The sequence below is a fragment of the Nissabacter sp. SGAir0207 genome, from assembly GCF_005491205.1.
Taxonomy (GTDB): Bacteria; Pseudomonadota; Gammaproteobacteria; order Enterobacterales; family Enterobacteriaceae; genus Chimaeribacter.
In genome coordinates this window covers 55,432-76,371 of sequence record NZ_CP028035.1, presented here as the reverse complement: position 1 = coordinate 76,371, position 20,940 = coordinate 55,432, and the positions used below count along the sequence as shown (strand labels likewise).

At 61.6% G+C, this 20,940-nt stretch carries 20 protein-coding genes; 13 read left to right on the top strand and 7 right to left on the bottom strand.

Features of this window, described 5'->3' with window-relative positions:
• Positions 1–13 precede the first annotated feature (13 nt).
• From C1N62_RS00340 to urtE, 6 genes are read left to right on the top strand one after another with little or no spacing between them, the layout of a single operon-like run.
• A complete protein-coding gene (locus C1N62_RS00340; RefSeq protein ID WP_137764855.1) occupies positions 14–718 on the top strand; it encodes a GntR family transcriptional regulator in 705 nt (234 codons plus the stop codon).
• A 25-nt stretch (positions 719–743) separates the two neighbouring features.
• Positions 744–2,015 (top strand): urea ABC transporter substrate-binding protein, encoded by a 1,272-nt coding sequence (urtA, locus tag C1N62_RS00335; RefSeq protein ID WP_137761772.1) that lies wholly within the window; start codon positions 744–746, stop codon positions 2,013–2,015.
• A 43-nt stretch (positions 2,016–2,058) separates the two neighbouring features.
• Entirely contained in the window at positions 2,059–3,633 is a 1,575-nt protein-coding gene (gene urtB, locus C1N62_RS00330; protein ID WP_137764854.1) for an urea ABC transporter permease subunit UrtB, read from the top strand.
• Positions 3,633–4,709 carry an urea ABC transporter permease subunit UrtC gene (gene urtC / locus C1N62_RS00325; RefSeq protein ID WP_137761771.1) on the top strand — a complete coding sequence of 359 codons (1,077 nt, stop codon included), beginning with the start codon at positions 3,633–3,635 and terminating at the stop codon, positions 4,707–4,709. Before urtB ends, urtC begins: the two co-directional genes overlap by 1 nt.
• Positions 4,710–4,712: 3 nt before the next feature.
• Entirely contained in the window at positions 4,713–5,510 is a 798-nt protein-coding gene (gene urtD, locus C1N62_RS00320; protein WP_137761770.1) for an urea ABC transporter ATP-binding protein UrtD, read from the top strand.
• Positions 5,511–5,519: 9 nt separating this feature from the next.
• Entirely contained in the window at positions 5,520–6,218 is a 699-nt protein-coding gene (gene urtE / locus C1N62_RS00315; protein WP_137761769.1) for an urea ABC transporter ATP-binding subunit UrtE, read from the top strand.
• Positions 6,219–6,268: 50 nt separating this feature from the next.
• Here the strand turns inward: urtE and C1N62_RS00310 are convergent, their stop codons facing one another.
• Positions 6,269–6,517, bottom strand: coding sequence for a GlsB/YeaQ/YmgE family stress response membrane protein (locus tag C1N62_RS00310; protein ID WP_137761768.1), 249 nt, complete (start codon positions 6,515–6,517; stop codon positions 6,269–6,271).
• A 379-nt stretch (positions 6,518–6,896) separates the two neighbouring features.
• Between C1N62_RS00310 and C1N62_RS00305 the strand changes: the two genes are divergently transcribed.
• The 3 genes from C1N62_RS00305 (at position 6,897) to C1N62_RS00295 (ending at position 8,965) form a co-directional block, all read left to right on the top strand.
• Positions 6,897–7,154, top strand: coding sequence for a DUF1471 domain-containing protein (locus C1N62_RS00305; protein ID WP_137761767.1), 258 nt, complete (start codon positions 6,897–6,899; stop codon positions 7,152–7,154).
• Positions 7,155–7,341: 187 nt separating this feature from the next.
• Positions 7,342–7,779 (top strand): GNAT family N-acetyltransferase, encoded by a 438-nt coding sequence (locus C1N62_RS00300; RefSeq protein ID WP_137761766.1) that lies wholly within the window; start codon positions 7,342–7,344, stop codon positions 7,777–7,779.
• A 157-nt stretch (positions 7,780–7,936) separates the two neighbouring features.
• Entirely contained in the window at positions 7,937–8,965 is a 1,029-nt protein-coding gene (locus C1N62_RS00295; RefSeq protein ID WP_137761765.1) for an SDR family oxidoreductase, read from the top strand.
• A gap of 27 nt (positions 8,966–8,992) precedes the next feature.
• Here the strand turns inward: C1N62_RS00295 and yfcF are convergent, their stop codons facing one another.
• On the bottom strand, positions 8,993–9,628 hold the full coding sequence (gene yfcF / locus C1N62_RS00290; RefSeq protein WP_137761764.1) for a glutathione transferase: 636 nt from the start codon (positions 9,626–9,628) through the stop codon (positions 8,993–8,995).
• 142 nt (positions 9,629–9,770) lie between these two features.
• Here yfcF and C1N62_RS00285 point away from each other — a divergent pair, with 142 nt between their 5' ends.
• The 4 genes from C1N62_RS00285 to yicI all read left to right on the top strand — a co-directional run bounded on the left by C1N62_RS00285 (position 9,771) and on the right by yicI (position 14,991).
• Positions 9,771–10,349 (top strand): DedA family protein, encoded by a 579-nt coding sequence (locus C1N62_RS00285; RefSeq protein ID WP_137761763.1) that lies wholly within the window; start codon positions 9,771–9,773, stop codon positions 10,347–10,349.
• Positions 10,350–10,475: 126 nt separating this feature from the next.
• The gene (locus tag C1N62_RS00280; RefSeq protein WP_137761762.1) at positions 10,476–11,057 is read left to right on the top strand and encodes a DJ-1/PfpI family protein; all 582 of its coding nucleotides are present in this window, start codon (positions 10,476–10,478) and stop codon (positions 11,055–11,057) included.
• A gap of 231 nt (positions 11,058–11,288) precedes the next feature.
• Positions 11,289–12,680 (top strand): glycoside-pentoside-hexuronide family transporter, encoded by a 1,392-nt coding sequence (locus C1N62_RS00275; RefSeq protein WP_137761761.1) that lies wholly within the window; start codon positions 11,289–11,291, stop codon positions 12,678–12,680.
• Positions 12,667–14,991 carry an alpha-xylosidase gene (gene yicI, locus C1N62_RS00270; RefSeq protein ID WP_137761760.1) on the top strand — a complete coding sequence of 775 codons (2,325 nt, stop codon included), beginning with the start codon at positions 12,667–12,669 and terminating at the stop codon, positions 14,989–14,991. Before C1N62_RS00275 ends, yicI begins: the two co-directional genes overlap by 14 nt.
• Positions 14,992–15,089: 98 nt before the next feature.
• Here the strand turns inward: yicI and C1N62_RS00265 are convergent, their stop codons facing one another.
• The 5 genes from C1N62_RS00265 to xylF all read right to left on the bottom strand — a co-directional run bounded on the left by C1N62_RS00265 (position 15,090) and on the right by xylF (position 20,701).
• Entirely contained in the window at positions 15,090–15,236 is a 147-nt protein-coding gene (locus C1N62_RS00265; protein ID WP_137761759.1) for a Hok/Gef family protein, read from the bottom strand.
• 391 nt (positions 15,237–15,627) lie between these two features.
• Positions 15,628–16,806 carry a D-xylose utilization transcriptional activator XylR gene (gene xylR, locus C1N62_RS00260; protein WP_137761758.1) on the bottom strand — a complete coding sequence of 393 codons (1,179 nt, stop codon included), beginning with the start codon at positions 16,804–16,806 and terminating at the stop codon, positions 15,628–15,630.
• Between the two features lie 135 nt (positions 16,807–16,941).
• The gene (xylH, locus tag C1N62_RS00255; protein ID WP_137761757.1) at positions 16,942–18,123 is read right to left on the bottom strand and encodes a xylose ABC transporter permease XylH; all 1,182 of its coding nucleotides are present in this window, start codon (positions 18,121–18,123) and stop codon (positions 16,942–16,944) included.
• Positions 18,101–19,642, bottom strand: a complete 1,542-nt coding sequence (locus C1N62_RS00250; RefSeq protein WP_137761756.1) for a xylose ABC transporter ATP-binding protein — start codon at positions 19,640–19,642, stop codon at positions 18,101–18,103. The genes xylH and C1N62_RS00250 overlap by 23 nt, the downstream gene beginning before the upstream one ends.
• Positions 19,643–19,705: 63 nt before the next feature.
• Entirely contained in the window at positions 19,706–20,701 is a 996-nt protein-coding gene (xylF, locus tag C1N62_RS00245; protein WP_137761755.1) for a D-xylose ABC transporter substrate-binding protein, read from the bottom strand.
• Positions 20,702–20,940: the final 239 nt, after the last annotated feature.

Genomic DNA, 20,940 nt, shown 5'->3' with positions numbered 1-20,940 from the left:
CCTAAGGATGGCTATGCAATTGGCGCGTCAGGCAGCCAAGTCCCGCCCGGCGGGGCTGGCGGAGAGGATCTACCAGCAACTGAAGGAGGAGATGCTTAGCTTCCGGCTCTTGCCGGGCGATCGCTTCAGCGAGGGCGAAATCGCCGGGCGGGTGGCGGCCAGCCGCACGCCGGTGCGTCAGGCACTCTACCGGCTGGAGCGCGAGGGCTACGTCGAAGTGCTGTTTCGTAGCGGCTGGCAGGTGCGGCCGTTCGACTTCGACTATTTCGAGCAACTCTACGACCTGCGCACCGTGCTGGAGCTGGAGGCGGTGCGGCGGCTCTGCACCCGGCCAGCGGAGGCGCTGCCCACCGCGCTGCTGCCGCTGGTGGCGCGCTGGGTGGATCAGCCACCGCTCAGCGATGGCGCGGCGGTGTCGCGCTTGGACGAGCTGTTCCATATCACGCTGGTGGAGGCGGCTGGCAACGCCGAGATGGCGCGCATCCACCGCGAGCTGACGGAGAAGATCCGCATTATCCGGCGGCTCGACTTTACCCAGGGGCAGCGCGTCAGCGCCACCTACCGGGAACACGCGGCAATCCTGCACGCCATCCGACAGCGTCGGCTGGTGGAGGCGCAGTCCCTGCTGCATAACCACATCGCCGAAAGCAAGGCGGAAGTCCGCAAGATCACGCTGCATATGCTGCATGAGGCGAGGCTGGCGCAACCCGCGCCCTAACACCACTTAACCAGGAGTAAGTTCTATGCAACGTCGCCGCTTTATCCGGGCTTTCGCCCTCTCCGCCACGGTGATCGGACTGGGGCTGACCTTTACCGTGCGCGCCGCCGACACCATCAAGGTCGGCATCATGCACTCGCTCTCCGGCACCATGGCGATCTCTGAAACCCCGCTCAAGGACGTGGCGCTGATGACCATCGATGAGATCAACGCCAAGGGCGGTGTGCTCGGCAAAAAGCTGGAGCCGGTGGTGGTTGACCCGGCCTCCAACTGGCCGCTGTTCGCCGAGAAGGCGCGCCAGTTGCTGACGCAGGATAAGGCAGCGGTGGTGTTCGGCTGCTGGACATCGGTGTCACGCAAGTCGGTGCTGCCGGTGTTTGAGGAGCTGAACGGCCTGCTCTTCTACCCAGTGCAGTACGAGGGCGAGGAGATGTCGCCAAACGTCTTCTACACCGGCGCGGCCCCCAACCAGCAGGCGATCCCGGCGGTGGAGTACCTGATGAGCGAGGATGGCGGCGAGGCGAAACGCTTCTTCCTGCTCGGCACCGATTATGTCTATCCGCGCACCACCAACAAGATCCTGCGTGCCTTCCTGCACGCAAAAGGGGTAGAGGACAAGGATATCGAAGAGGTCTACACACCGTTCGGCTACAGCGACTACCAGACCATCGTCTCCAACATCAAGAAGTTTGCCGCTGGCGGCAAAACGGCGGTGATCTCCACCATCAATGGCGACTCCAACGTGCCGTTCTACAAAGAGCTGGCCAATCAGGGGGTCAAGGCGACGGATGTGCCGGTAGTGGCCTTCTCGGTGGGTGAGGAGGAGTTGCGCGGCATCGACACCAAGCCGCTGGTGGGCGATCTGGCGGCGTGGAACTACTTCCAGTCAGTGGACAACCCGACCAATCAGGCGTTCGTCACCGAGTGGAAAGCCTATGCCAAGGCGCACAACCTGCCGAACGCCGCGGGCGCGGTGACCAATGACCCGATGGAGGCCACCTATGTCGGCATCCACATGTGGGCGCAGGCGGTTGAGAAGGCGGGCACCACTGACGTTGATAAGGTGCGTGAGGCGATGGCTGGCCAGACCTTCACCGCGCCGTCGGGCTTCACCCTGACGATGGACGCCACCAACCACCATCTGCACAAGCCGGTGATGATCGGCGAAATTGAGCCGAACGGCCAGTTCAACGTGGTGTGGCAGACCGACACGCCGGTTCGCGCCCAGCCGTGGAGCCCCTACCTGCCCGGCAATGACAAAAAGCCTGACACGCCGGTGAAGACCAGCGTCCAGTAACCCCACCGGGCGCGGCGAGGGCCGCGCCCCAGAGGAGAGAATGATGCGAGCGATCTCCCGATGCCGCGCCCTGCTCTGGCTGCTCTGCTGCCTGCCCTGGCTGGCGGTGGCTGGCCCCGCCGCGGACTTTGCCGCCGCCAGCCGCAGCCAGCAGGCGGCGCTGTTGCAGAACTGGGCTGCCGATCCCCAACCGGCGCGGCTGCCGCTGTTGCAGGCCCTGCGCGCGGAGAGCGTGGTGATTGACCAGCAGAAGCAGCCCTTCGTCCGGCAGGGCGACACCCTGACGCCGCTGGAGGGCCACGCCACGCCCGTCGGCACGCCCAAAAAAGTGTGGCTCAACAACCGGCTGCGCATCCTGATCGCCAACGCGCTGGCTGCCCACCGGCTGGTGAGCGAGGATGCCGCCACCCGCCTTCAGGCCGCCACCGCGCTGCAACGCGAGGCACAGCCTGACCAATTGCCGCTGCTAACCGCCCGGCTGGCGCAGGAGAAAGACAGCGACGTACGCGGCGCGCTGGCGCTGGCGCTTGCCAACCTGCAACTCACCGACTCCGACCCGCAGGTGCGGCGCGCGGCGGTGACGCTGCTCGGCAGTGCCGCCGACCCGGAGACGCAGGCGCGGCTGCTGCCGCTGACCGACGCCGCGCGCGAGCCGGACGCCACGGTGCGCGCCGCCGCCGCCGACAGCCTGCAACAGATCCGCCACCGGCTGGTGGTGGGCGACCTGCTCGGGCAGGCGTTCACCGGCCTGTCGCTCGGCTCCATTTTGCTGCTGGCGGCGCTGGGGCTGGCGATCACCTACGGCTTGTTGGGGGTGATTAACATGGCGCACGGCGAGATGCTGATGCTCGGAGCCTACGCCACCTGGCTGGTGCAGTCGCTGTTCCAGCACTACGCGCCCGGCTGGCTGGCGCTCTACCCGCTGGTGGCGCTGCCGGTGGCCTTCCTGATCACCGCCAGCATCGGCATGGCGCTGGAGCGCACGGTGATCCGCCACCTCTACGGTCGCCCGCTGGAGACGCTGCTGGCGACCTGGGGCATCAGCCTGATGCTGATCCAGGCGGTGCGGGTGCTGTTCGGCGCGCAGAACGTTGAGGTTGCCAACCCGGCCTGGCTCTCCGGCGGCATCCCGCTGCTGCCGAATCTGGTACTGCCGTGGAACCGCATCGCGGTGATTGTCTTTGTGCTGCTGGTGCTGGCGCTGACTTGGCTGCTGCTCAACAAGACCCGCCTTGGCCTGAACGTGCGCGCCGTGACGCAGAACCGCGCGATGGCCGCCTGCTGTGGCGTGCCGACCGGCCGCATCGACATGCTGGCCTTCGGCCTCGGCTCCGGCATCGCCGGGCTGGGCGGCGTGGCGCTGTCGCAACTGGGCAACGTTGGCCCGGAGCTGGGACAGGGCTACATCATCGACTCCTTTTTGGTGGTGGTGCTCGGCGGCGTCGGCCAACTGGCTGGCAGTGTGGTGGCGGCCTTTGGGCTGGGCATCGCCAACAAAATTCTCGAGCCACAGATGGGCGCGGTATTGGGCAAGATCCTGATTCTGGCGCTGGTTATTCTGTTTATCCAAAAACGTCCGCAGGGGCTGTTCGCCCTGAAGGGCAGGGTGATTGACTGATGACGCAACCACTGACCCTGGCCGGCGCCCGCCGCGCGCCGCGCCTGACCCTCAGCCTCGGCGGCCTGCTGATGCTGGCGCTGCTGGTGCTGCCGTTCCTCGCGCTGCTGCCAGCCAGCCACCCGCTGGCGATCTCCGTCTACACCCTGACGCTGGTTGGCAAGATCCTCTGTTATGCGATCGTCGCGATCGCGCTGGATCTGGTATGGGGCTACGCCGGGCTGCTCTCCCTCGGCCACGGGCTGTTTTTCGCCCTTGGCGGCTACGCGATGGGCATGTACCTGATGCGGCAGGCGGCCGGCGATGGCCTGCCAGCCTTTATGTCCTTCCTGTCGTGGGGCGAGCTGCCGTGGTACTGGGCTGGCACCCAGCACTTCGTCTGGGCGCTCTGTCTGGTGGTGCTGGCACCCGGCCTGCTGGCGCTGCTGTTTGGCTTCTTTGCCTTCCGCTCGAAGATCAAGGGCGTCTACTTCTCCATCATGACCCAGGCGCTGACCTACGCTGGCATGTTGCTGTTCTTCCGCAATGAGACCGGCTTTGGTGGCAACAACGGCTTCACCGGCTTTACTACCCTGCTCGGCTTCCCGATCACCGCCACCGGCACCCGTGTGGGGCTGTTCGTCGCCACCGTGCTGCTGCTCGGGGCCAGTCTGGCGCTTGGGCTGGCGCTGGCGAAGAGCAAATTTGGCCGGGTGCTGACGGCGGTGCGTGACGCCGAGGGGCGGCTCACCTTCTGCGGCTACGACCCGAGAGGCTTCAAGCTGTTTGTCTGGACGATCTCCGCCGTGCTGTGCGGGCTGGCAGGCGCGCTCTACGTGCCGCAAGTCGGCATCATCAACCCCGGTGAAATGTCGCCCACCAACTCGATTGAGGCGGCGATCTGGGTGGCGCTTGGTGGGCGCGGCACGCTGGTCGGCCCGCTGCTGGGCGCGGGCATTGTCAATGGCGCGAAGAGCTGGTTTACCGTCGCCATCCCGGAGTACTGGCAATTTTTCCTCGGCGGCATCTTTATTCTGGTGACGCTGCTGCTGCCGCAGGGCGTGATTGGCCTGCTGCGCCGCAAAAAGGGAGGCTAAAGGATGCACCCGACAGAACCGCTGTTCACCCAGCCGCAACCGGCTGATCGCCACCGCCGCCAGCGCGACCCGATTTTGGCGCTGGAGGGGGTAAACGTCAGTTTTGATGGCTTCCGCGCGCTGACGGATCTCTCCTTGCAGATTGGCGTCGGTGAGCTGCGCTGCGTGATTGGCCCCAACGGCGCAGGCAAAACCACGCTAATGGACGTCATCACCGGCAAAACCCGGCCGCAGAGCGGCAGCGTCACCTATGACCAGCGCACCGACCTGACCCGGCTGGAACCCATCGCCATCGCCCGCGCGGGCATTGGCCGTAAGTTCCAGAAGCCGACGGTGTTTGAGGCGCTGACGGTGTTCGAAAATCTGGAGATCGCGCAGAAGGCGGACAAGTCCGTGTGGGCCTGCCTGCGCGCCCGGCTCAGCGGCGAGCAGCGCGACCGCATCGACGAGATGCTCGGCACCCTGCGGCTGGCGGCGGAGCGCCACCGCCCGGCCGGGCTGCTCTCCCACGGGCAGAAACAGTTTTTGGAGATTGGCATGTTGCTGGTGCAGGAGCCGCACCTGCTGCTGCTGGATGAGCCGGCGGCGGGCATGACCGACGCCGAAACCGAGTACACCGCCGAGCTGTTCCGCACGCTGGCTGGCACCCACTCGCTGATGGTGGTGGAGCATGACATGGGCTTTGTCGAAACCATCGCCGACCATGTGACGGTGCTGCACCAAGGCCGGGTGCTGGCGGAGGGATCGCTGCGCGAGGTGCAGGCGAATGAGCAGGTGATTGAGGTCTATCTTGGGCGTTAGGGGGCGGGCATGTTAGAGGTCAATGAACTGAACCAGTACTACGGCGGCAGCCACATCCTGCGTGGCCTCTCGTTTGAGGCGCGCATCGGCGAGGTGACGTGCCTGCTGGGGCGCAACGGCGTGGGCAAAACCACCCTGCTGAAGTGCCTGATGGGGCTGCTGCCAGCGCGCTCCGGCACCATCCGCTGGCAGGGCGAGGGCATCGGCCAGCGCAAGCCGCACCAGCGGGTGCAGGCGGGCATCGCCTATGTGCCGCAGGGGCGCGACATCTTCCCGCGCCTGACGGTGGAGGAGAATTTGCTGATGGGGCTGGCGCGCTTTCCCGGCAAGCAGGCGAAAGCGGTGCCGGAGGAGATCTACCACCTGTTCCCGGTACTGTGGGAGATGCGGCAGCGGCGTGGCGGCGATCTCTCCGGCGGCCAGCAACAGCAGTTGGCGATTGGCCGCGCGCTGGCCTGTCGGCCGCAGCTGCTGATTCTGGATGAGCCGACCGAGGGCATCCAGCCGTCGGTGATTAAGGAGATAGGCCAGGTGATCCGCACTCTGGCGGCGCGCGGCGACATGGCGATTTTGCTGGTGGAGCAGTTCTACGACTTTGCCGCCGGGTTGGCGGACAGCTATCTGGTGATGTCACGCGGATGCATTGTGCAGCGTGGCCGCGGCGACCAGATGGAGGCCGATGGCGTGCGCGGTCTGGTGGCGATTTAGGCCATAAAAAAGCCCCGCCGGGGCGGGGCTTTCCAATGCGTGTCGCGGCGTTAGCTGCGTACCTTGCGGTAGATGAACAGCACCACCAGCGCGCCGATGACGGCCACCACGAAGCTGCCGAAGTTGAAACCATCTACGCGGCCAAAGCCGAACAGGGTACTGATCCAGCCGCCGACCACGGCGCCAACGATCCCCAGAACGATGGTCAGGAAGAAGCCGCCACCATCCTTGCCCGGCATAATCCACTTAGCCAGAATGCCTGCAATCAGGCCAAAAACAACCCAAGATAAAATTCCCATAGACTCCTCCAACAGTGTCTTTAGCCGGACATCGGCACCGAACAGGCGCACGGCTGCCGCATGTCTGCTCTCCTGCGCCGGGCGGCTCTCCGCCGGCGTGCAACAAAATCAAGTCTAGCAGGCGTCGGGAAATGTGCCCGAAATCAGCATGTAGGCGCTTATTTCTTCCCCAATCGCGCGCTGGCCGCGCTTATCACACGCCTTCGTCAGGCTGCGTCAGGCCGCGGTAAAAACGCTTAAATTTTAATCCAAATTTTTTGAATGAGTTCCTCAAAACATCCCGTTTTTGTTTCTGCATCCACCGGACTATGATTATCTCATCGACAGGGAACGCCCTGCCAGCCCGAAATGTGACCGCCAAATTTAAAGGAAACCCATCATGAAAAACGTCAAATATTTTGCTGTAGCCGCCGCCCTCTCCTTTGCCGCGCTGACCTCTGTTGCCCAAGCCGCGACCCTGACCTCGCAAGACAACGGCGAGAAACTGGGCGTGGTCTCCGCGGCCAACGCCAGCGACCTGACCAGCCTGGAAGCGCGACTGGCAGACAAGGCCCAGCAGGCCGGTGCCTCCTCCTACCGCATCATCGCCGTGACCGGTAACAACAAGCTGCATGGCACCGCCGAGCTGTATAAATAACCCCACCCGCTTCACAAAAAGCGTGAGGATGACCCGTTCATCCTCACGCTTTTTTTCGTGCCGCTTTCCACTCCCGCGCGCCGGGATCATCCGTTGGTTGCGCGTTGCGGCGCGGGCTTATATGTTGGATGGCTCAGGGAGCGCCCGCGCCCGGCCCTCCCTCCCCTTCATGGAATAAGGATGCCCAATGAAATTTACCCTGACCGCCACTCCCCAGCCCGATGACATCGAAGCGATCAAAAATGGCCTGCGCGCCTACAACACGCCCTTTCTTGGCGAGGCCAAAATGCAGGAGCTGGCGGTGATGCTGACCGACAACCGTGGCAACCGGCTGGCAGGACTGTCTGGCTCCACGCTCGGCCACTGGTTGCGCATCGATTTTCTCTGGGTCGATCCCACCTTGCGCGGGCAGGATATTGGCACCCAGCTGATCCAACAGGCGGAGGAGGAGGCGCGTCGGCGCGGTTGCCGCTTCGCGCAGGTCGATACCTTCAGCTTTCAGGCGCGCCCGTTCTATGAGCGCAACGGCTACCAGTGCCGCATGGCGCTGGAGGAGTACCTAACAGACGTGGAGTCGCCGGACGCGGCCTACCACCAGCGCTTCTACCTCTCAAAGACGCTCTAGCGCCGCGGGCTGGCGGGCCACCTATCTGGCGTGGCGGCGTTGCATCGATTTGCTTAATTTATGGACGCATATCACATCCCCACTATCCTTAACGAGGTTATGTCCCTCGGTTGCACGGTCAGGCCGGGCAACTTTCGACACCGTAAGGAGGTAGGAGATGGAACCGACAGACAAGAAAGGTATCTCACGGCGGCAGGTCGTGGGCGGGATGCTGGGCGGGGTGGCTGCCAGCATGACACTGCCGGGCGTGGCGCAGGCCGCGGTGCCGCCGGCAGGCAGTAGCAGCGGGCAGGCCGTGCCGCTGGCAGTCAAAAAGAACCCGATCGACCAGTACCCCAAACCGCCCTTTGAACGTCAACCACAGGAGCCGCCCGGCCTTGCCAGCAAGATGCAGCCGCGCCCTGACCACGGTGAGAACAGCTATCGCGGCTCCGGCAAGCTGGTGGGCCGCAAGGCGCTGATCACCGGCGGTGACTCCGGCATCGGCCGCGCCGCCGCTATTGCCTATGCCCGCGAAGGGGCCGATGTCGCCATCAACTACCTGCCCGTGGAGGAGCCGGACGCACGTGAGGTGATCGATCTGATCCGCGCCGAGGGGCGCAATGCCGTGGCGATCCCTGGCGATCTGCGTGATGAGGCCTTCTGCAAACGGCTGGTGAGTGAGGCAGTGGAGAAGCTGGGCGGGCTGGACATTCTGGTCAATAATGCGGGCCACCAGCAGACCGTGGACTCCATCCTCGACCTGACCAGCGAGCAGTTCGACACCACCTTCAAAACCAACGTCTACGCGATGTTCTGGCTGACCAAGGCGGCGATGCCCCACCTGCAACCCGGCGCGGCGATCATCAACACCGCCTCGGTGCAGGCTTTCAAGCCCGGCGAGGCGCTGCTGGACTATGCCTCCACCAAGGCAGCGATCGTGGCCTTCACCAAGTCGCTGGCCAAGCAGGTGGCGCAGAAGGGCATTCGCGTCAACGCCGTGGCCCCCGGCCCCTACTGGACACCGCTGCAACCCAGCGGCGGCCAGACACAGGAGAAGCTGACGCAGTTCGGCAGCGACACCCCCTATGGCCGTCCCGGCCAGCCGGTGGAGATCGCCCCGCTCTACGTGCTGTTCGCGTCACAGGAGGCCAGCTACTCCTCCGGGCAGGTCTGGTGCTCGGACGGCGGCAACGGCACGGTGTGAGGCCACAACCGGCGCGCGCAGCGCCGGTTACTCGCGCGGCAACGCCAGCCAGCGCTGCACTGAGGGGCGCTGCCACTGCAAGCGGGCGTAGCGCGCCAACCGGTCTGGCACCGTGTCACCATTCAACACCAGCCGCTTGAGCATCAGCGCCAGATCGGTATCCGCGATGCACCAGCTGCCAAACAGGTAATCCTCCCCCTCCGGCAACAGCGCCTCCGCGGCGCGGAACAGCTTGGTCGCCGCCTGCCGTCCCTCTGCCGTCAGCGGCTCGCCGCGCATCTTGGTAAAAATCACCTCCGTCGGGCGCTCATTGCGCAGCGCCGCCAAATCACTGCGCAGCCAGGCCTGCACCTCGCGCGCCTTGGCGCGATCGTCCAGCGCTTCCGGGTAGAGGCGCGGGTAGTCCGGTGCCGGGAAGCGATCCTCCAGATACTCACTGATGGCAGAGGATTCAGAGAGGTGGAACCGCCCCTGCACCAGCGCCGGGATCCGCTGCGTGCGCAACAGCGTACCGTAGGCCGGTTGCAGGTGCTCCCCCTGACTGAGGGAGAGGGTCTCCAGCTCCAGATTCAGGCCCTTCTCCGTCAGCGCGACAAACGCTGACATGGCGTAAGGGCTGAGATAGCGATCATCGACATACAAAGTAAACAGGGGTTGCGACATAGGTGACTCCTGATGGATAGGGGGCGTGGGGGGCGGCATCGCCCTCCCGATAATCCTTGTCTAAGCTTTTGTTATCTCTGTTTTGTATTGCTCCCGTCAATGAGTTTATTTTTCAGGCAATTTTAGGGCATTAAGGAGAAGTATGCCGGATATCGCACACTTTATTACTGAGTATGGCTACTGGGCGCTGCTGGCCGGCTGCCTGCTGGAGGGGGAGACCATCACGCTGCTGGGCGGCATCGCGGCTCACCACGGCCTGCTGAAGCTGCCGTGGGTACTGGCGGTGGTGGCGCTGGGCGGCTGCTTGGGCGACCAGATTTTGTTTTTCCTTGGGCGGGCTTTTGGCCCGACGCTACTGGGCAAACTCAAACGGCGGCAGGCGCAGATTGAGCGTGCCAACCAACTGATTAACCACCATCCGCTGCTGTTCGTGCTCGGGGTGCGCTTTATGTATGGCTTCCGGCTGATTGGCCCGCTGATTATCGGTGCCAGCCGGATGCCGGTGCCGCGGTTTGTCGCCATCAATATCCTTGGGGCCTGCCTCTGGGCGCTGGTCTGGGTGCTGCTGGGCTACTTCTGCGGCCACTTCATCGAGGGGTTGCTGCGCTCCTTCGACAACTCATTTTCGGTGGTACTGGGGCTGGTGGCGATCGTCGCGGCGGTGCTGCTGGTGAAGTACCTGCTCGGCCGCTCGGCGCGATCCCGCTCCAACCACTCCTGATCGGTTGCCCGCCCGCGCGGGCACTTTTGCGATCCCTCTCGTATATTTATAAAACAGCGTTCCATTTTTAAAAAGGCGTTTGTTATGCTCGGTTTATTCCCTATTACCGATTGAAAAGGAGTGAACATGAGCAAACGTGTTGCGATCTTGTTAGCCGAGGGCTTTGAAGAGGCGGAAGCGGTGATCGTGCTGGATGTGTTGCAACGGCTGGGGGTGGAAGTGGTCACCCTCGCCTGCCAACCGGATCGCCAGGTGGTGAGTTACCACGGCCTCTCCGTCACCGCCGACGCGCTGCTGGCAGATTGCGAAGGCGTGCTGTTTGACGCCGTGGTGCTGCCCGGCGGGCCGCAGGGCACCGTCAATCTGGCTGCCAACGGCGAGGTGCTCGACCTGATCCGCCGCCACGACCGCGCGGGCCGCTGGATCTGCCCGCTCTGCTCCGCGGCAGCGCGGGTGCTCGGTGGCAACCAGCTGTTGCAGGGGCGGCGCTATGTCTGCTCCGGCGACCTCCATGAAAACGTGACGGACGGCACCTACGTTGACCAGCCGGTGGTAGAGGATGGCAACCTGATCAGCGGCAAGGGGCTGGGCGTTGCGTTTGACTTCGCCTTCCACCTCGCCTGGCGGCTGACCGGCAAGCGGGAAGAGGTCAATTTCCAGGCAGAACACATCTATTACGACAACTGGCGCGTACCCTCCTCCGATTAATCCCGGCACTTGATAAATAGGACGCAGCCAGTTCATTTATGCGCCCTATTTATTCCTCCCTTCTCCCGCCCGGCAGAGCCTGCCGAGAGATGACGGAAACCGGTTACGCCGATCACATAAATAAAGAAACGTAATTTCATAAACAAATATCAGAATGGCCGCCCCCTGCTGGCTGGTTTACAACCGGATCTACTTTCAATAACAGCTTGTCCTGCAAGGGGATGGTTGACGATGAGTGAAATTCTTTCGGTCAAAGAGAAGATTGGCTATGGGCTGGGCGATGCCGCCAGCCATATCGTGTTTGATAACGTCATGCTCTACATGATGTTTTTCTACACTGACATTTTCGGCATCCCGGCTGGCTATGTCGGCACCATGTTTTTGGTTGCCCGCGCGCTGGATGCCCTCTCCGACCCCTGCATGGGGTTGATTGCCGATCGCACCCGCACCCGGTTTGGCAAGTTCCGCCCCTATGTGCTGTTCGGTGCCGTTCCGTTCGGCATCGTCTGCGTCTTTACCTACAGCACGCCAGAACTGAGCATGGGCGGCAAGATGGTCTATGCCGCCGTGACCTACACCCTGCTGACGCTGATGTATACCGTGGTCAACATCCCCTACTGTGCATTGGGCGGGGTGATCACGGCTGACCCGACGCAGCGCATCTCGCTGCAATCCTACCGCTTTGTGCTGGCAACCGCGGGCGGCATGCTCAGCACCGTGCTGATGATGCCGCTGGTCAACCTGCTGGGCGGCGAGGACAAGGCGTTTGGCTTCCAGGCCGGTATCGGCGTGCTGGCGCTGGCGGCGGTACTGATGCTGGCCTTCTGCTTTGCCACCACCAAAGAGCGCGTCAGCGATGAGGGCACGGTCAAGGGAACGATGCGCGAGGATCTGCGCGATATTTTCCAGAATGACCAGTGGCGGATTGTTGGCTGGCTGACGCTGCTCAACATCCTCGCCGTGTCGGTGCGCGGCGGCGCGATGATGTACTACGTCACCTATATCCTCGGCAACCCGGCGGTGTTCGCCATGTTCCTCGGCACCTACTCCGTCGGCAACCTGATTGGCAGCGCGCTGGCGAAACCACTGACCGACTGGCGCTGCAAGGTCAGCATCTTCTGGTGGACTAACGCCGCGCTGGCGGTACTCAGCATCGCCATGTTCTGGGTACCGGTTAACGCCAGCGCCACCATGTTCATCTTCATCTTTGCGATTGGCGTGCTGCACCAACTCGTCACCCCCATCCAGTGGGTGATGATGTCCGATACCGTGGACTACGGCGAATGGAAGAACGGCAAGCGCCTGACCGGCGTCAGTTTCGCCGGCACGCTGTTCGTGCTGAAGCTGGGCCTGGCACTGGGCGGCGCACTGATTGGCTGGCTGCTGGCTGGCGCAGGTTACCAGTCCAACGCCGCCACCCAAAACCCGGCCACCCTTGCCAGCATCATTGCGCTGTTCACCCTGGTGCCGGGCGCCTGCTATCTGCTTAGCGCCATCATCTGCAAGCGCTTCTACACCCTGCGCACCCCGGTGCTGCGCAACATTCTCGATGAGCTGGCCGCTGGCGCCCACCGCAATTCGCAGAGCTATCTGAATCAGGAGATGCAACATGAAAATCAGTGACGGCAACTGGCTGATCCAGCCGGGCCTCAGCCTTATCCACCCTTTGCAGGTCTTCGAGGTACAGCACCTGCCGGATGAGATGGTGATCTACGCCGCGCCACGTGACGCACGCGAGCGCGCCGGGCAGCTGGATACGCCGCTGTTTACCCTGCACTTTACCGCGCCACAGCCAGGAATCATTGGCGTGCGCATCGCCCACTTTGAGGGAGTCATGCCGCGCGGGCCGCACTACCCTATCCAGCGGCAACAGGCAGCGGTGCGCAGCGAAGACAATGCCGAGTTTGCCGCCCTGCACAGCGGCGACCTGACCGTCCGCGTCACCAAAGGCGAGACGTGGACACTCGACTTCTTGCGCCGTGGCGAACGTATCACCGGCAGCGTCGCCAAGTCCGCTGGCTATGTGCAGGACGGCAACACTGGCAAAAACTATGTGTATGAGCGGCTCGATCTGGGCGTGGGCGAGAGCGTTTACGGCTTGGGCGAGCGCTTCACCGCCTTCGTCAAAAACGGCCAGACGGTAGAGAGCTGGAACCGCGACGGCGGCACCAGCACCGAGCAGGCTTACAAAAACATTCCGTTCTACCTCACCAACCGCGGTTATGGCGTGCTGGTGAATCACCCGGAGTGCGTGTCGTTTGAGGTGGGGTCGGAGAAGGTCTCCAAAGTGCAGTTCAGCGTGGAGGGGGAATCGCTGGAGTATTTCGTGATTGACGGCCCGACGCCCAAGCAGGTGCTGGATCGCTATACCCGCCTGACCGGCCGCCCGGCGCTGCCGCCTGCGTGGTCATTCGGCCTGTGGCTGACCACCTCCTTTACCACCAATTACGATGAGGAGACGGTCAACCGCTTCATCGACGGCATGGCGGAGCGCCGTTTGCCGCTGCATGTGTTCCATTTCGACTGCTTCTGGATGAAAGCCTTCCAGTGGTGCGATTTCGAATGGGACCCCGACACCTTCCCCGATCCGCAGGGCATGTTGGCGCGGCTAAAAGCGCATGGCCTGAAGATTTGCGTCTGGATTAACCCCTATATCGGCCAGAAATCGCCGCTGTTCAAAGAGGGGATGGCGCGCGGCTTCCTGCTGAAACGCCCCAACGGCGATGTCTGGCAGTGGGACAAGTGGCAGCCCGGTCAGGCGATTGTGGACTTCACCCATCCAGGGGCCTGTGAGTGGTACGCCAGCCACCTGAAACGGCTGATCGACATGGGTGTCGATTGCTTCAAGACGGACTTCGGCGAGCGCATCCCAACCGACGTAGCGTGGTTTAACGGTGCCTGCCCGCAGAAAATGCACAACCACTACGCCTTTATCTATAACGAGCTGGTCTACCGCACCCTGCAAGAGAAGCTGGGGCGCGATCAGGCGGTGCTGTTCGCCCGCTCCGCCTCTGTCGGCGCGCAACAATTCCCGGTGCACTGGGGCGGCGACTGCTACGCCACCTACGAATCGATGGCCGAGAGCCTGCGCGGCGGCCTGTCGCTCGGGCTGTCCGGGTTCGGTTTCTGGAGCCATGACATTGGCGGCTTTGAAAATACCGCACCAGCGCATGTCTACAAACGCTGGTGCGCCTTCGGGCTGCTCTCCAGCCACAGCCGGCTGCATGGCAGCAAATCCTACCGGGTGCCGTGGGCCTATGATGATGAGGCGTGCGATGTGGTGCGCCACTTCACCGAGTGGAAATGCCGACTGATGCCCTATCTCTATGCGCAGGCCGCCGACGCGGCTGAGCAGGGCGTCCCGATGATGCGCGCGATGATGCTGGAGTTCCCTGACGATCCCGGCTGCGACCCCCTCGATCGGCAATATATGCTGGGCGACAGCCTGCTGGTCGCGCCGGTATTCAGTGAGCACGGCGAGGTCAGTTTCTACCTGCCCGAGGGGCAGTGGACGCACCTGTTCACCAACCAACGGCAGACGGGTGGCCGCTGGCTCAAGGAGCGTCACGGCTTCAACAGCCTACCGCTCTACGTTCGCCCCAATACGCTGTTGGCGCTGGGCCAGCAGGATCAGCGGCCAGATTATGATTATCAGGATGGCCCGCTGTTCCAACTGTTTGAACTGGCGGATGGCGGCCGCACCGAAAGCCGCTTGGTAGATCAGCAGGGGCGCACCGTCTTTACCCTGGCGGCAGAGCGACAGGGCAACCGCATCCAGCTACGCAGTGAAGGGCAGGCTCCGGGCTGGCGGCTCTGCCTGCGCAATATCATGGAGGTTGCGGCGGCCAGTCAGGCCAGCGTGACACCGGGCGAATGGGGCGTGGTGATCACGCCAGAACCCGGTGCCGATGCGCTGACCCTCACCCTGGCCTGACATAAAAAAGCCCGCGTACGCGGGCTTTTTGATAGGGTGCGTTGGAACCGACGCTCAGCAACGAGGGCGGGCCGAAGCCCGCCCGGTTGCCCTTACTCTCAGGATTCGTAGTCCATCTTGACGGCAACTTCTGTGGTGTCCTGCTTGACCTTGATCTCGCACAGTGAACTGCGCGTTATCCAGGTAAATACCAACAATGTGATACAGATAACGACCAAACAAATCACCACACTTTTATGCGTCATTCTGGTTCTCCTAGATCTTGCCTTGCGGCGAGTAAGAGACTAACCTGACGTTGTTGATGTGTCAGACCAGCCTCACTTGACTAACGTTAAGTGGGGCTTTTCTTTGCCTGTTCCGGTCTGCCTGGAACAGACAGTTCCAAGCACCCGCGCACAGCATACGCCTTTCGTTATCCTGCTCAATTTATTGATAATAAAAGATCTATTAAGAAAAAAGGTTTCGTATTCTTTCTTTATTTTTGATCTATGTCCGAGTTTTATCGGGCCGACAGGGCTACGCTCTTTCACAGCAATGGCCTCCGAATCCTTTGCTAAAAAAAGCCCCGCCTGGCGACACGTCAGGCGGGGCTTACTGTTGGTGGAAAGCGAAAAACGAAAGGCAAGGAAAGGGGGATTAATAGACCCCTTCGCCGTAGCGTTCGCGGTACTCTTTCGGGGTCATGTCGTCATCTTTCTTGAATACCGAATAGAAGTATTGCAGCGAGGGGTAGCCGCACATCTGGGAGATCTCATTGATGGAGAGTGAGGTGGCTTTCAGCAGGTTGCGCGCCCGCTCCAGCTTCTCCTCATGGATGACGCCGTGGATAGTCTGCCCAATCTCATCTTTGAAGCGTTTTTCCAGATTGGATCGCGATAGCCCAACGGCGTCCAGCACCTGTTCAACCTTGATGCCTTTGCAGGCGTGGTAGCGAATAAAGTGCATCGCTTGAATGACGGCCGGATCGCGCAAAGAGCGAAAATCGGTGGAGCGGCGTGCCACTACCTTGACCGGCGGCACCAGAATCCGTTGCAGCGGCAGGCTGTCGTCGTTCAACAGCTGATGCAGCAATTTGGCGGCGCGGTATCCCATCTGCCGGGTACCCTGCACCACCGAGGAGAGGGCCACGCGGGAGAGGTAGCGGGTCAGCTCCTCGTTATCAATGCCAATGACGCTCAGCTTCTCCGGCACCGGAATATCAAGATGCTCGCACACTTGCAGCAAGTGCCGGGCGCGCGCGTCGGTCACGGCGATGATGCCGGTCTGTTGCGGCAGCGTCTGCACCCAGTCCGCCAGCCGGTTTTGCGCATGTTGCCAGTTGTCGGGTGACGTCTCCATGCCCTGATAGACCACGCCCTGATACTGCTCGGCCGCCACCTGCATTCGGAAGGCGTGTTCCCGCTCCTGCGCCCAGCGTTTGCCGCTGGCGCGGGGCAGGCCATAGAAGGCAAAGCGGTTGATGCCACGCTCTTTCAGATGCATAAACGCTGCTTCCACCAGCGCCTGATTATCCGTGGCAATGTAAGGCACTGCCGGGTAGTCCTCAGGCCGGTGGTAGGAGCCACCCACGCCGACAATCGGCACTTTTACCCCGCTCAGCAGCGACTCAATCTCCCGGTCGTCATAGTCGGCGATCACCCCGTCGCCCAGCCAATCCTTGATGTTGTCGATACGGCAGCGGAAATCCTCTTCAATGAAAATGTCCCAGTCACACTGGGACGCCTGTAAGTACTCGCCTACACCTTCGACAACCTGCCGGTCATACACCTTGTTGGCATTAAACAACAACGTAATGCGATAGCGTTTTTCGAACATGGTGAGTTATCCCTTTGATCCCCTGCCTTTTGGATAGCACAGCCACCTCTCCTGATGGCGGAAAAGATGAATCAAGTGTGATCCCCCTCGCCTAATTTCAGTGGGCGGCCCCAACCACGGCTGGGGCCATCAGGGTCAGGCACGGCGCTTGGTGGCGGAGTCCATCCACACTGCCAACAGCAAGATGGCACCCTTCACGATGTACTGCCAGAAGGTCGGCACATCTAGCATACTCATGCCATTGTCCAGCGATGCCATGATGAATGCGCCCATCACCGCCCCCACCACGCTGCCCACTCCGCCAGCCAGGCTGGTGCCGCCGATCACGCAGGCGGCGATGGCGTCCAGTTCGGCAATATTGCCAGCTGATGGCGAGCCGGCCCCCAGCCGGGAACTCAGGATCAAACCGGCAATCGCCACCATCAGACCATTGATGGCAAAAACCGCCAGCTTGGTACGCTCCACATTGACGCCGGAGAGGCGCGCCGCCTCAATATTGCCGCCGATGGCATAGATCCGTCGGCCAAAGGCGGTGCGGGTCGCCATAAACAGCCCGGCCAGCAGCAACGCCGCCAGCACCAGCACAGGCGTAGGCACGCCACGGTAATCATTCAGGAGATAGATGGCCCCAAGTACGATGATGGCGGTCACGGCATGACGGGTAACGGTTTTCCCAGCGGCGGGCAGGGGCAGGTTGAGCGCCTGCCGCTGCTGGCGGCGTCGCCACTGGAAGCCGATGAACAGCAGCAGCGCCAGCGTCCCGATGCCAAAGCCCACCCCGTCCGGCAGGTAGCTCTGGCCAATTTGGGACATCGCCTGGCTGGTCGGTGCCACGGTGGTGCCGTGGGTAATGCCAATCAAAATGCCGCGGAATGCCAGCATCCCCGCCAGGGTGACGATGAACGAGGGCACTTTGCGATAGGCCACCCACCAGCCATTCCAGGCCCCGAGCACCAGCCCCAGCGCCAGCGTGACCAGCACCGTCAGTGGCAGCGGCCACCCCAGCCAGACATCAAAGATGGCGGCCACGCCCCCCAGCAGCCCCATCATGGAGCCGACCGACAGATCGATTTCAGCGGAGATAATCACAAACACCATGCCCACCGCCAGAATGCCGGTAATGGCGGTCTGGCGCAGCAGGTTGGAGAGGTTGCGCGGGCTGATGTAGGCCCCCTCCGTGGTGAAGGTGAAGAACAGCATAATCAGCACAATCGCCGCCAGCATCACGTAGACCTGGAGATTGACGTGCTTCAGGCGTTTCAACAGGCCGGGCGGGGCCGAGGCCACGCCAGCGTCAGACTGGGTTATTTTCGACATGACGTTCACTCCTGAGGGCCGCTTCCATCACCTGCTCCTGCGTCAGGTTACGGTTGATAAGGGAGGCTTTGCACTTGCCCAGGTGCATCACCAGCACCCGGTCGCTGAGGCCAAGGACTTCCGGCAGTTCGGAGGAGACCACGATAATCGCGATCCCCTGTTGGGCCAGTTGGTTGATCAGTTTGTAGATTTCCGATTTCGCCCCGATGTCGATGCCACGCGTTGGCTCATCCAGGATCAGGATGCGCGGATTGAGCAACAGGCACTTGGCAAGGATCGCCTTCTGCTGGTTGCCACCGCTCAGGCGGCCAATCGCCAGCTCCGGCGAGGCGGTCTTGACCCGCAGCGAGGCAATGGATTGTTGAATGGTGGACTGCTCGCGCGCGTCATCCAGCACGCTCAGGCGGCCGGTAAAGTTCGCCAGCGCCGCCAACGTGATGTTTGCACCCACGCCCATCACCGGCACGATGCCATCCCGTTTGCGATCCTCTGGCACCATCGCAATGCCGTGGCGCATCGCCTCCTGGCAGGAGCGCATAGTGACGGGCTGGCCATCAATGAACAGGTTGCCCTGCCAGCGGCCAGGGTAGGCACCAAACAGGCACTGGACGGTCTCGGTGCGGCCCGACCCCACCAGCCCGGCGATACCCAAAATCTCGCCGCGCCGCAGGCTGAAACTGACCTCATCCACCCGCTTGATATGCCGGTTGACCGGGTGCCAGGCCGTCAGCTTCTCCACCCGCAAAATCTCCTCGCCCGGTTGGTGTTGGTGCGGCGGGTAAAGCTCGGTCAGCTCACGCCCCACCATCATGGCGATGATCTGATCCTCGCTCAGGGTGGCGGCCTCACGGGTGGCGATGTGCTTGCCGTCGCGGATTACGCAGATCACGTCCGAGATGGCGCTGACCTCGTTCAGCTTGTGGGAGATGTAGATGCAGGCGATGCCGTGGTTGCGCAGGTCACGGATAATGTCGAGCAGGATCTCCGTTTCCCGCTCGGTCAGCGAGGCGGTCGGCTCATCCAGAATCAACAGACGCACCTGTTTGTTCAACGCCTTGGCGATCTCTACCAGCTGCTGCTGCCCCAGCCCCAATTCACCAACCGGCGTATCCGGGTTAATGTCCAATTTGACCTGCGCCAGCATCCGCTGGCAGCGCTGGTACATGCCGTCATAATCCATAATACCGAAACGGCCCCACTCACTGCCGAGAAACATATTTTCCAGCACCGACATCTGTTTCACCAGCGCCAGCTCTTGGTGAATAATGGCAATGCCCTTCTCTTCAGTGTCACGGATATTTTTCGCGGCCAGTCGTTCACCCGAAAATAAGATGTCACCCTGATAACTGCCGTGGGGATAGATGCCGCACAATATTTTCATCAGGGTGGATTTTCCCGATCCATTTTCACCGCACAGGGATAATACCTGTCCGGCTTCCAGTTGCAGGGAAACATTATCCACCGCTTTGACGGCGCCAAATTGCTTAGTGATATGATGCATTTCCAACAGGCAGGGCATAATTCCCTCCGGTGACAGCAAAATGGGCGAGCGGCGTCCAACGCCCACGCCCATCACAGTGAATTAATAAATGTCTTCTTTCTTATGGAAACCATCGGCCACTATAGTGCTGTCTATATTATTTTTATCGACCTGAATGGGCGTCAGCAGAAATGCCGGCACCTCTTTCTTGCCATTATTCAGGCTGGCGTTAGGCTTCGGTGTTTTTCCGTCGCCCAGCTCCACGGCAATTTTGGCCGCTTCGGTTGCCAGCTTGGTAATGGGTTTATAGACGGTCATGGTCTGGCTGCCCGCGACAATGCGCTTGATCGCCGCCAGGTCGGCATCCTGACCGGAGATGGCGACCTTGCCAGCCAGCCCCTGCGCGGAGAGCGCCTGAATGGCACCGCCAGCGGTGGCATCGTTGGAGGCGACCACCGCGTCAATTTTGTTGTTGTTGGCCGTCAGGGCGTTCTCCATGATCTTCAGGGCGTTTTCTGGCAACCACGCATCCGCCCACTGGTCACCCACCACCTTGATCTTGCCGCTATCAATCAACGGCTTAAGGACATTCATCTGCCCCTTGCGGAACAGCTTGGCGTTGTTGTCCACCGGTGAGCCGCCCATCAGGAAGTAGTTGCCCTGCGGCACGCGCTCCACCAGACTCTGCGCCTGCAACTCGCCGACCTTCTCATTATCGAAGGAGATATAGAAGTCGATATCGGCGTTATTGATCATACGGTCATAGGCCAGCACCTTGATGCCCTCACTCTTGGCTTCGGCAATCACATTGCTCAGCACCTCGCCGTTGTAGGGAATGATCGCCAGCACATCGACCCCGCGGTTAATCATATTTTCAATCTGCGACATCTGGGTCTCTTCATTGCCATTTGCCGATTGCACAAACACATCCGCGCCCAAGGACTCCGCCTGTTTGACAAAAATATCACGATCCTTTTGCCAGCGTTCCAGACGTAAATCGTCAATCGCCATGCCAATTTTCACCTCTTTGGCCATTCCCGGCTGGCTGACCAACGCCAGCGCCGCACAGACGCTCAGCAAGATTTTTTTCATTTTCATCTGATATACCTTTTAATGACACGCAGGGTAAGTGAAATGGCAAGGTTCGCGGTTACGGTGGCGGGAAAGGGGATCCCGCTGGCGCAAAGCATGCATTAGGGTTTTCCGTGCCTTGCTCTGCCTTTCAGACCGGGGAATTGTTGACGCCGGACAAAATAACCTCAATTGCAGATTTTCACTGCGCCATTACGTTTTTTAGTTTATTTCTTATTTTATGACGGCGATCATAGTTCACCGTG

Coding starts and splice junctions, on each gene's coding strand:
- C1N62_RS00340 (WP_137764855.1), top strand. CDS start 14: ATGCAATTGGCGCGTCAGGCAGCCAAGTCCCGCCCGGCGGGGCTGGCG.
- urtA (WP_137761772.1), top strand. CDS start 744: ATGCAACGTCGCCGCTTTATCCGGGCTTTCGCCCTCTCCGCCACGGTG.
- urtB (WP_137764854.1), top strand. CDS start 2,059: ATGCGAGCGATCTCCCGATGCCGCGCCCTGCTCTGGCTGCTCTGCTGC.
- urtC (WP_137761771.1), top strand. CDS start 3,633: ATGACGCAACCACTGACCCTGGCCGGCGCCCGCCGCGCGCCGCGCCTG.
- urtD (WP_137761770.1), top strand. CDS start 4,713: ATGCACCCGACAGAACCGCTGTTCACCCAGCCGCAACCGGCTGATCGC.
- urtE (WP_137761769.1), top strand. CDS start 5,520: ATGTTAGAGGTCAATGAACTGAACCAGTACTACGGCGGCAGCCACATC.
- C1N62_RS00310 (WP_137761768.1), bottom strand. CDS start 6,517: ATGGGAATTTTATCTTGGGTTGTTTTTGGCCTGATTGCAGGCATTCTG.
- C1N62_RS00305 (WP_137761767.1), top strand. CDS start 6,897: ATGAAAAACGTCAAATATTTTGCTGTAGCCGCCGCCCTCTCCTTTGCC.
- C1N62_RS00300 (WP_137761766.1), top strand. CDS start 7,342: ATGAAATTTACCCTGACCGCCACTCCCCAGCCCGATGACATCGAAGCG.
- C1N62_RS00295 (WP_137761765.1), top strand. CDS start 7,937: ATGGAACCGACAGACAAGAAAGGTATCTCACGGCGGCAGGTCGTGGGC.
- yfcF (WP_137761764.1), bottom strand. CDS start 9,628: ATGTCGCAACCCCTGTTTACTTTGTATGTCGATGATCGCTATCTCAGC.
- C1N62_RS00285 (WP_137761763.1), top strand. CDS start 9,771: ATGCCGGATATCGCACACTTTATTACTGAGTATGGCTACTGGGCGCTG.
- C1N62_RS00280 (WP_137761762.1), top strand. CDS start 10,476: ATGAGCAAACGTGTTGCGATCTTGTTAGCCGAGGGCTTTGAAGAGGCG.
- C1N62_RS00275 (WP_137761761.1), top strand. CDS start 11,289: ATGAGTGAAATTCTTTCGGTCAAAGAGAAGATTGGCTATGGGCTGGGC.
- yicI (WP_137761760.1), top strand. CDS start 12,667: ATGAAAATCAGTGACGGCAACTGGCTGATCCAGCCGGGCCTCAGCCTT.
- C1N62_RS00265 (WP_137761759.1), bottom strand. CDS start 15,236: ATGACGCATAAAAGTGTGGTGATTTGTTTGGTCGTTATCTGTATCACA.
- xylR (WP_137761758.1), bottom strand. CDS start 16,806: ATGTTCGAAAAACGCTATCGCATTACGTTGTTGTTTAATGCCAACAAG.
- xylH (WP_137761757.1), bottom strand. CDS start 18,123: ATGTCGAAAATAACCCAGTCTGACGCTGGCGTGGCCTCGGCCCCGCCC.
- C1N62_RS00250 (WP_137761756.1), bottom strand. CDS start 19,642: ATGCCCTGCCTGTTGGAAATGCATCATATCACTAAGCAATTTGGCGCC.
- xylF (WP_137761755.1), bottom strand. CDS start 20,701: ATGAAAATGAAAAAAATCTTGCTGAGCGTCTGTGCGGCGCTGGCGTTG.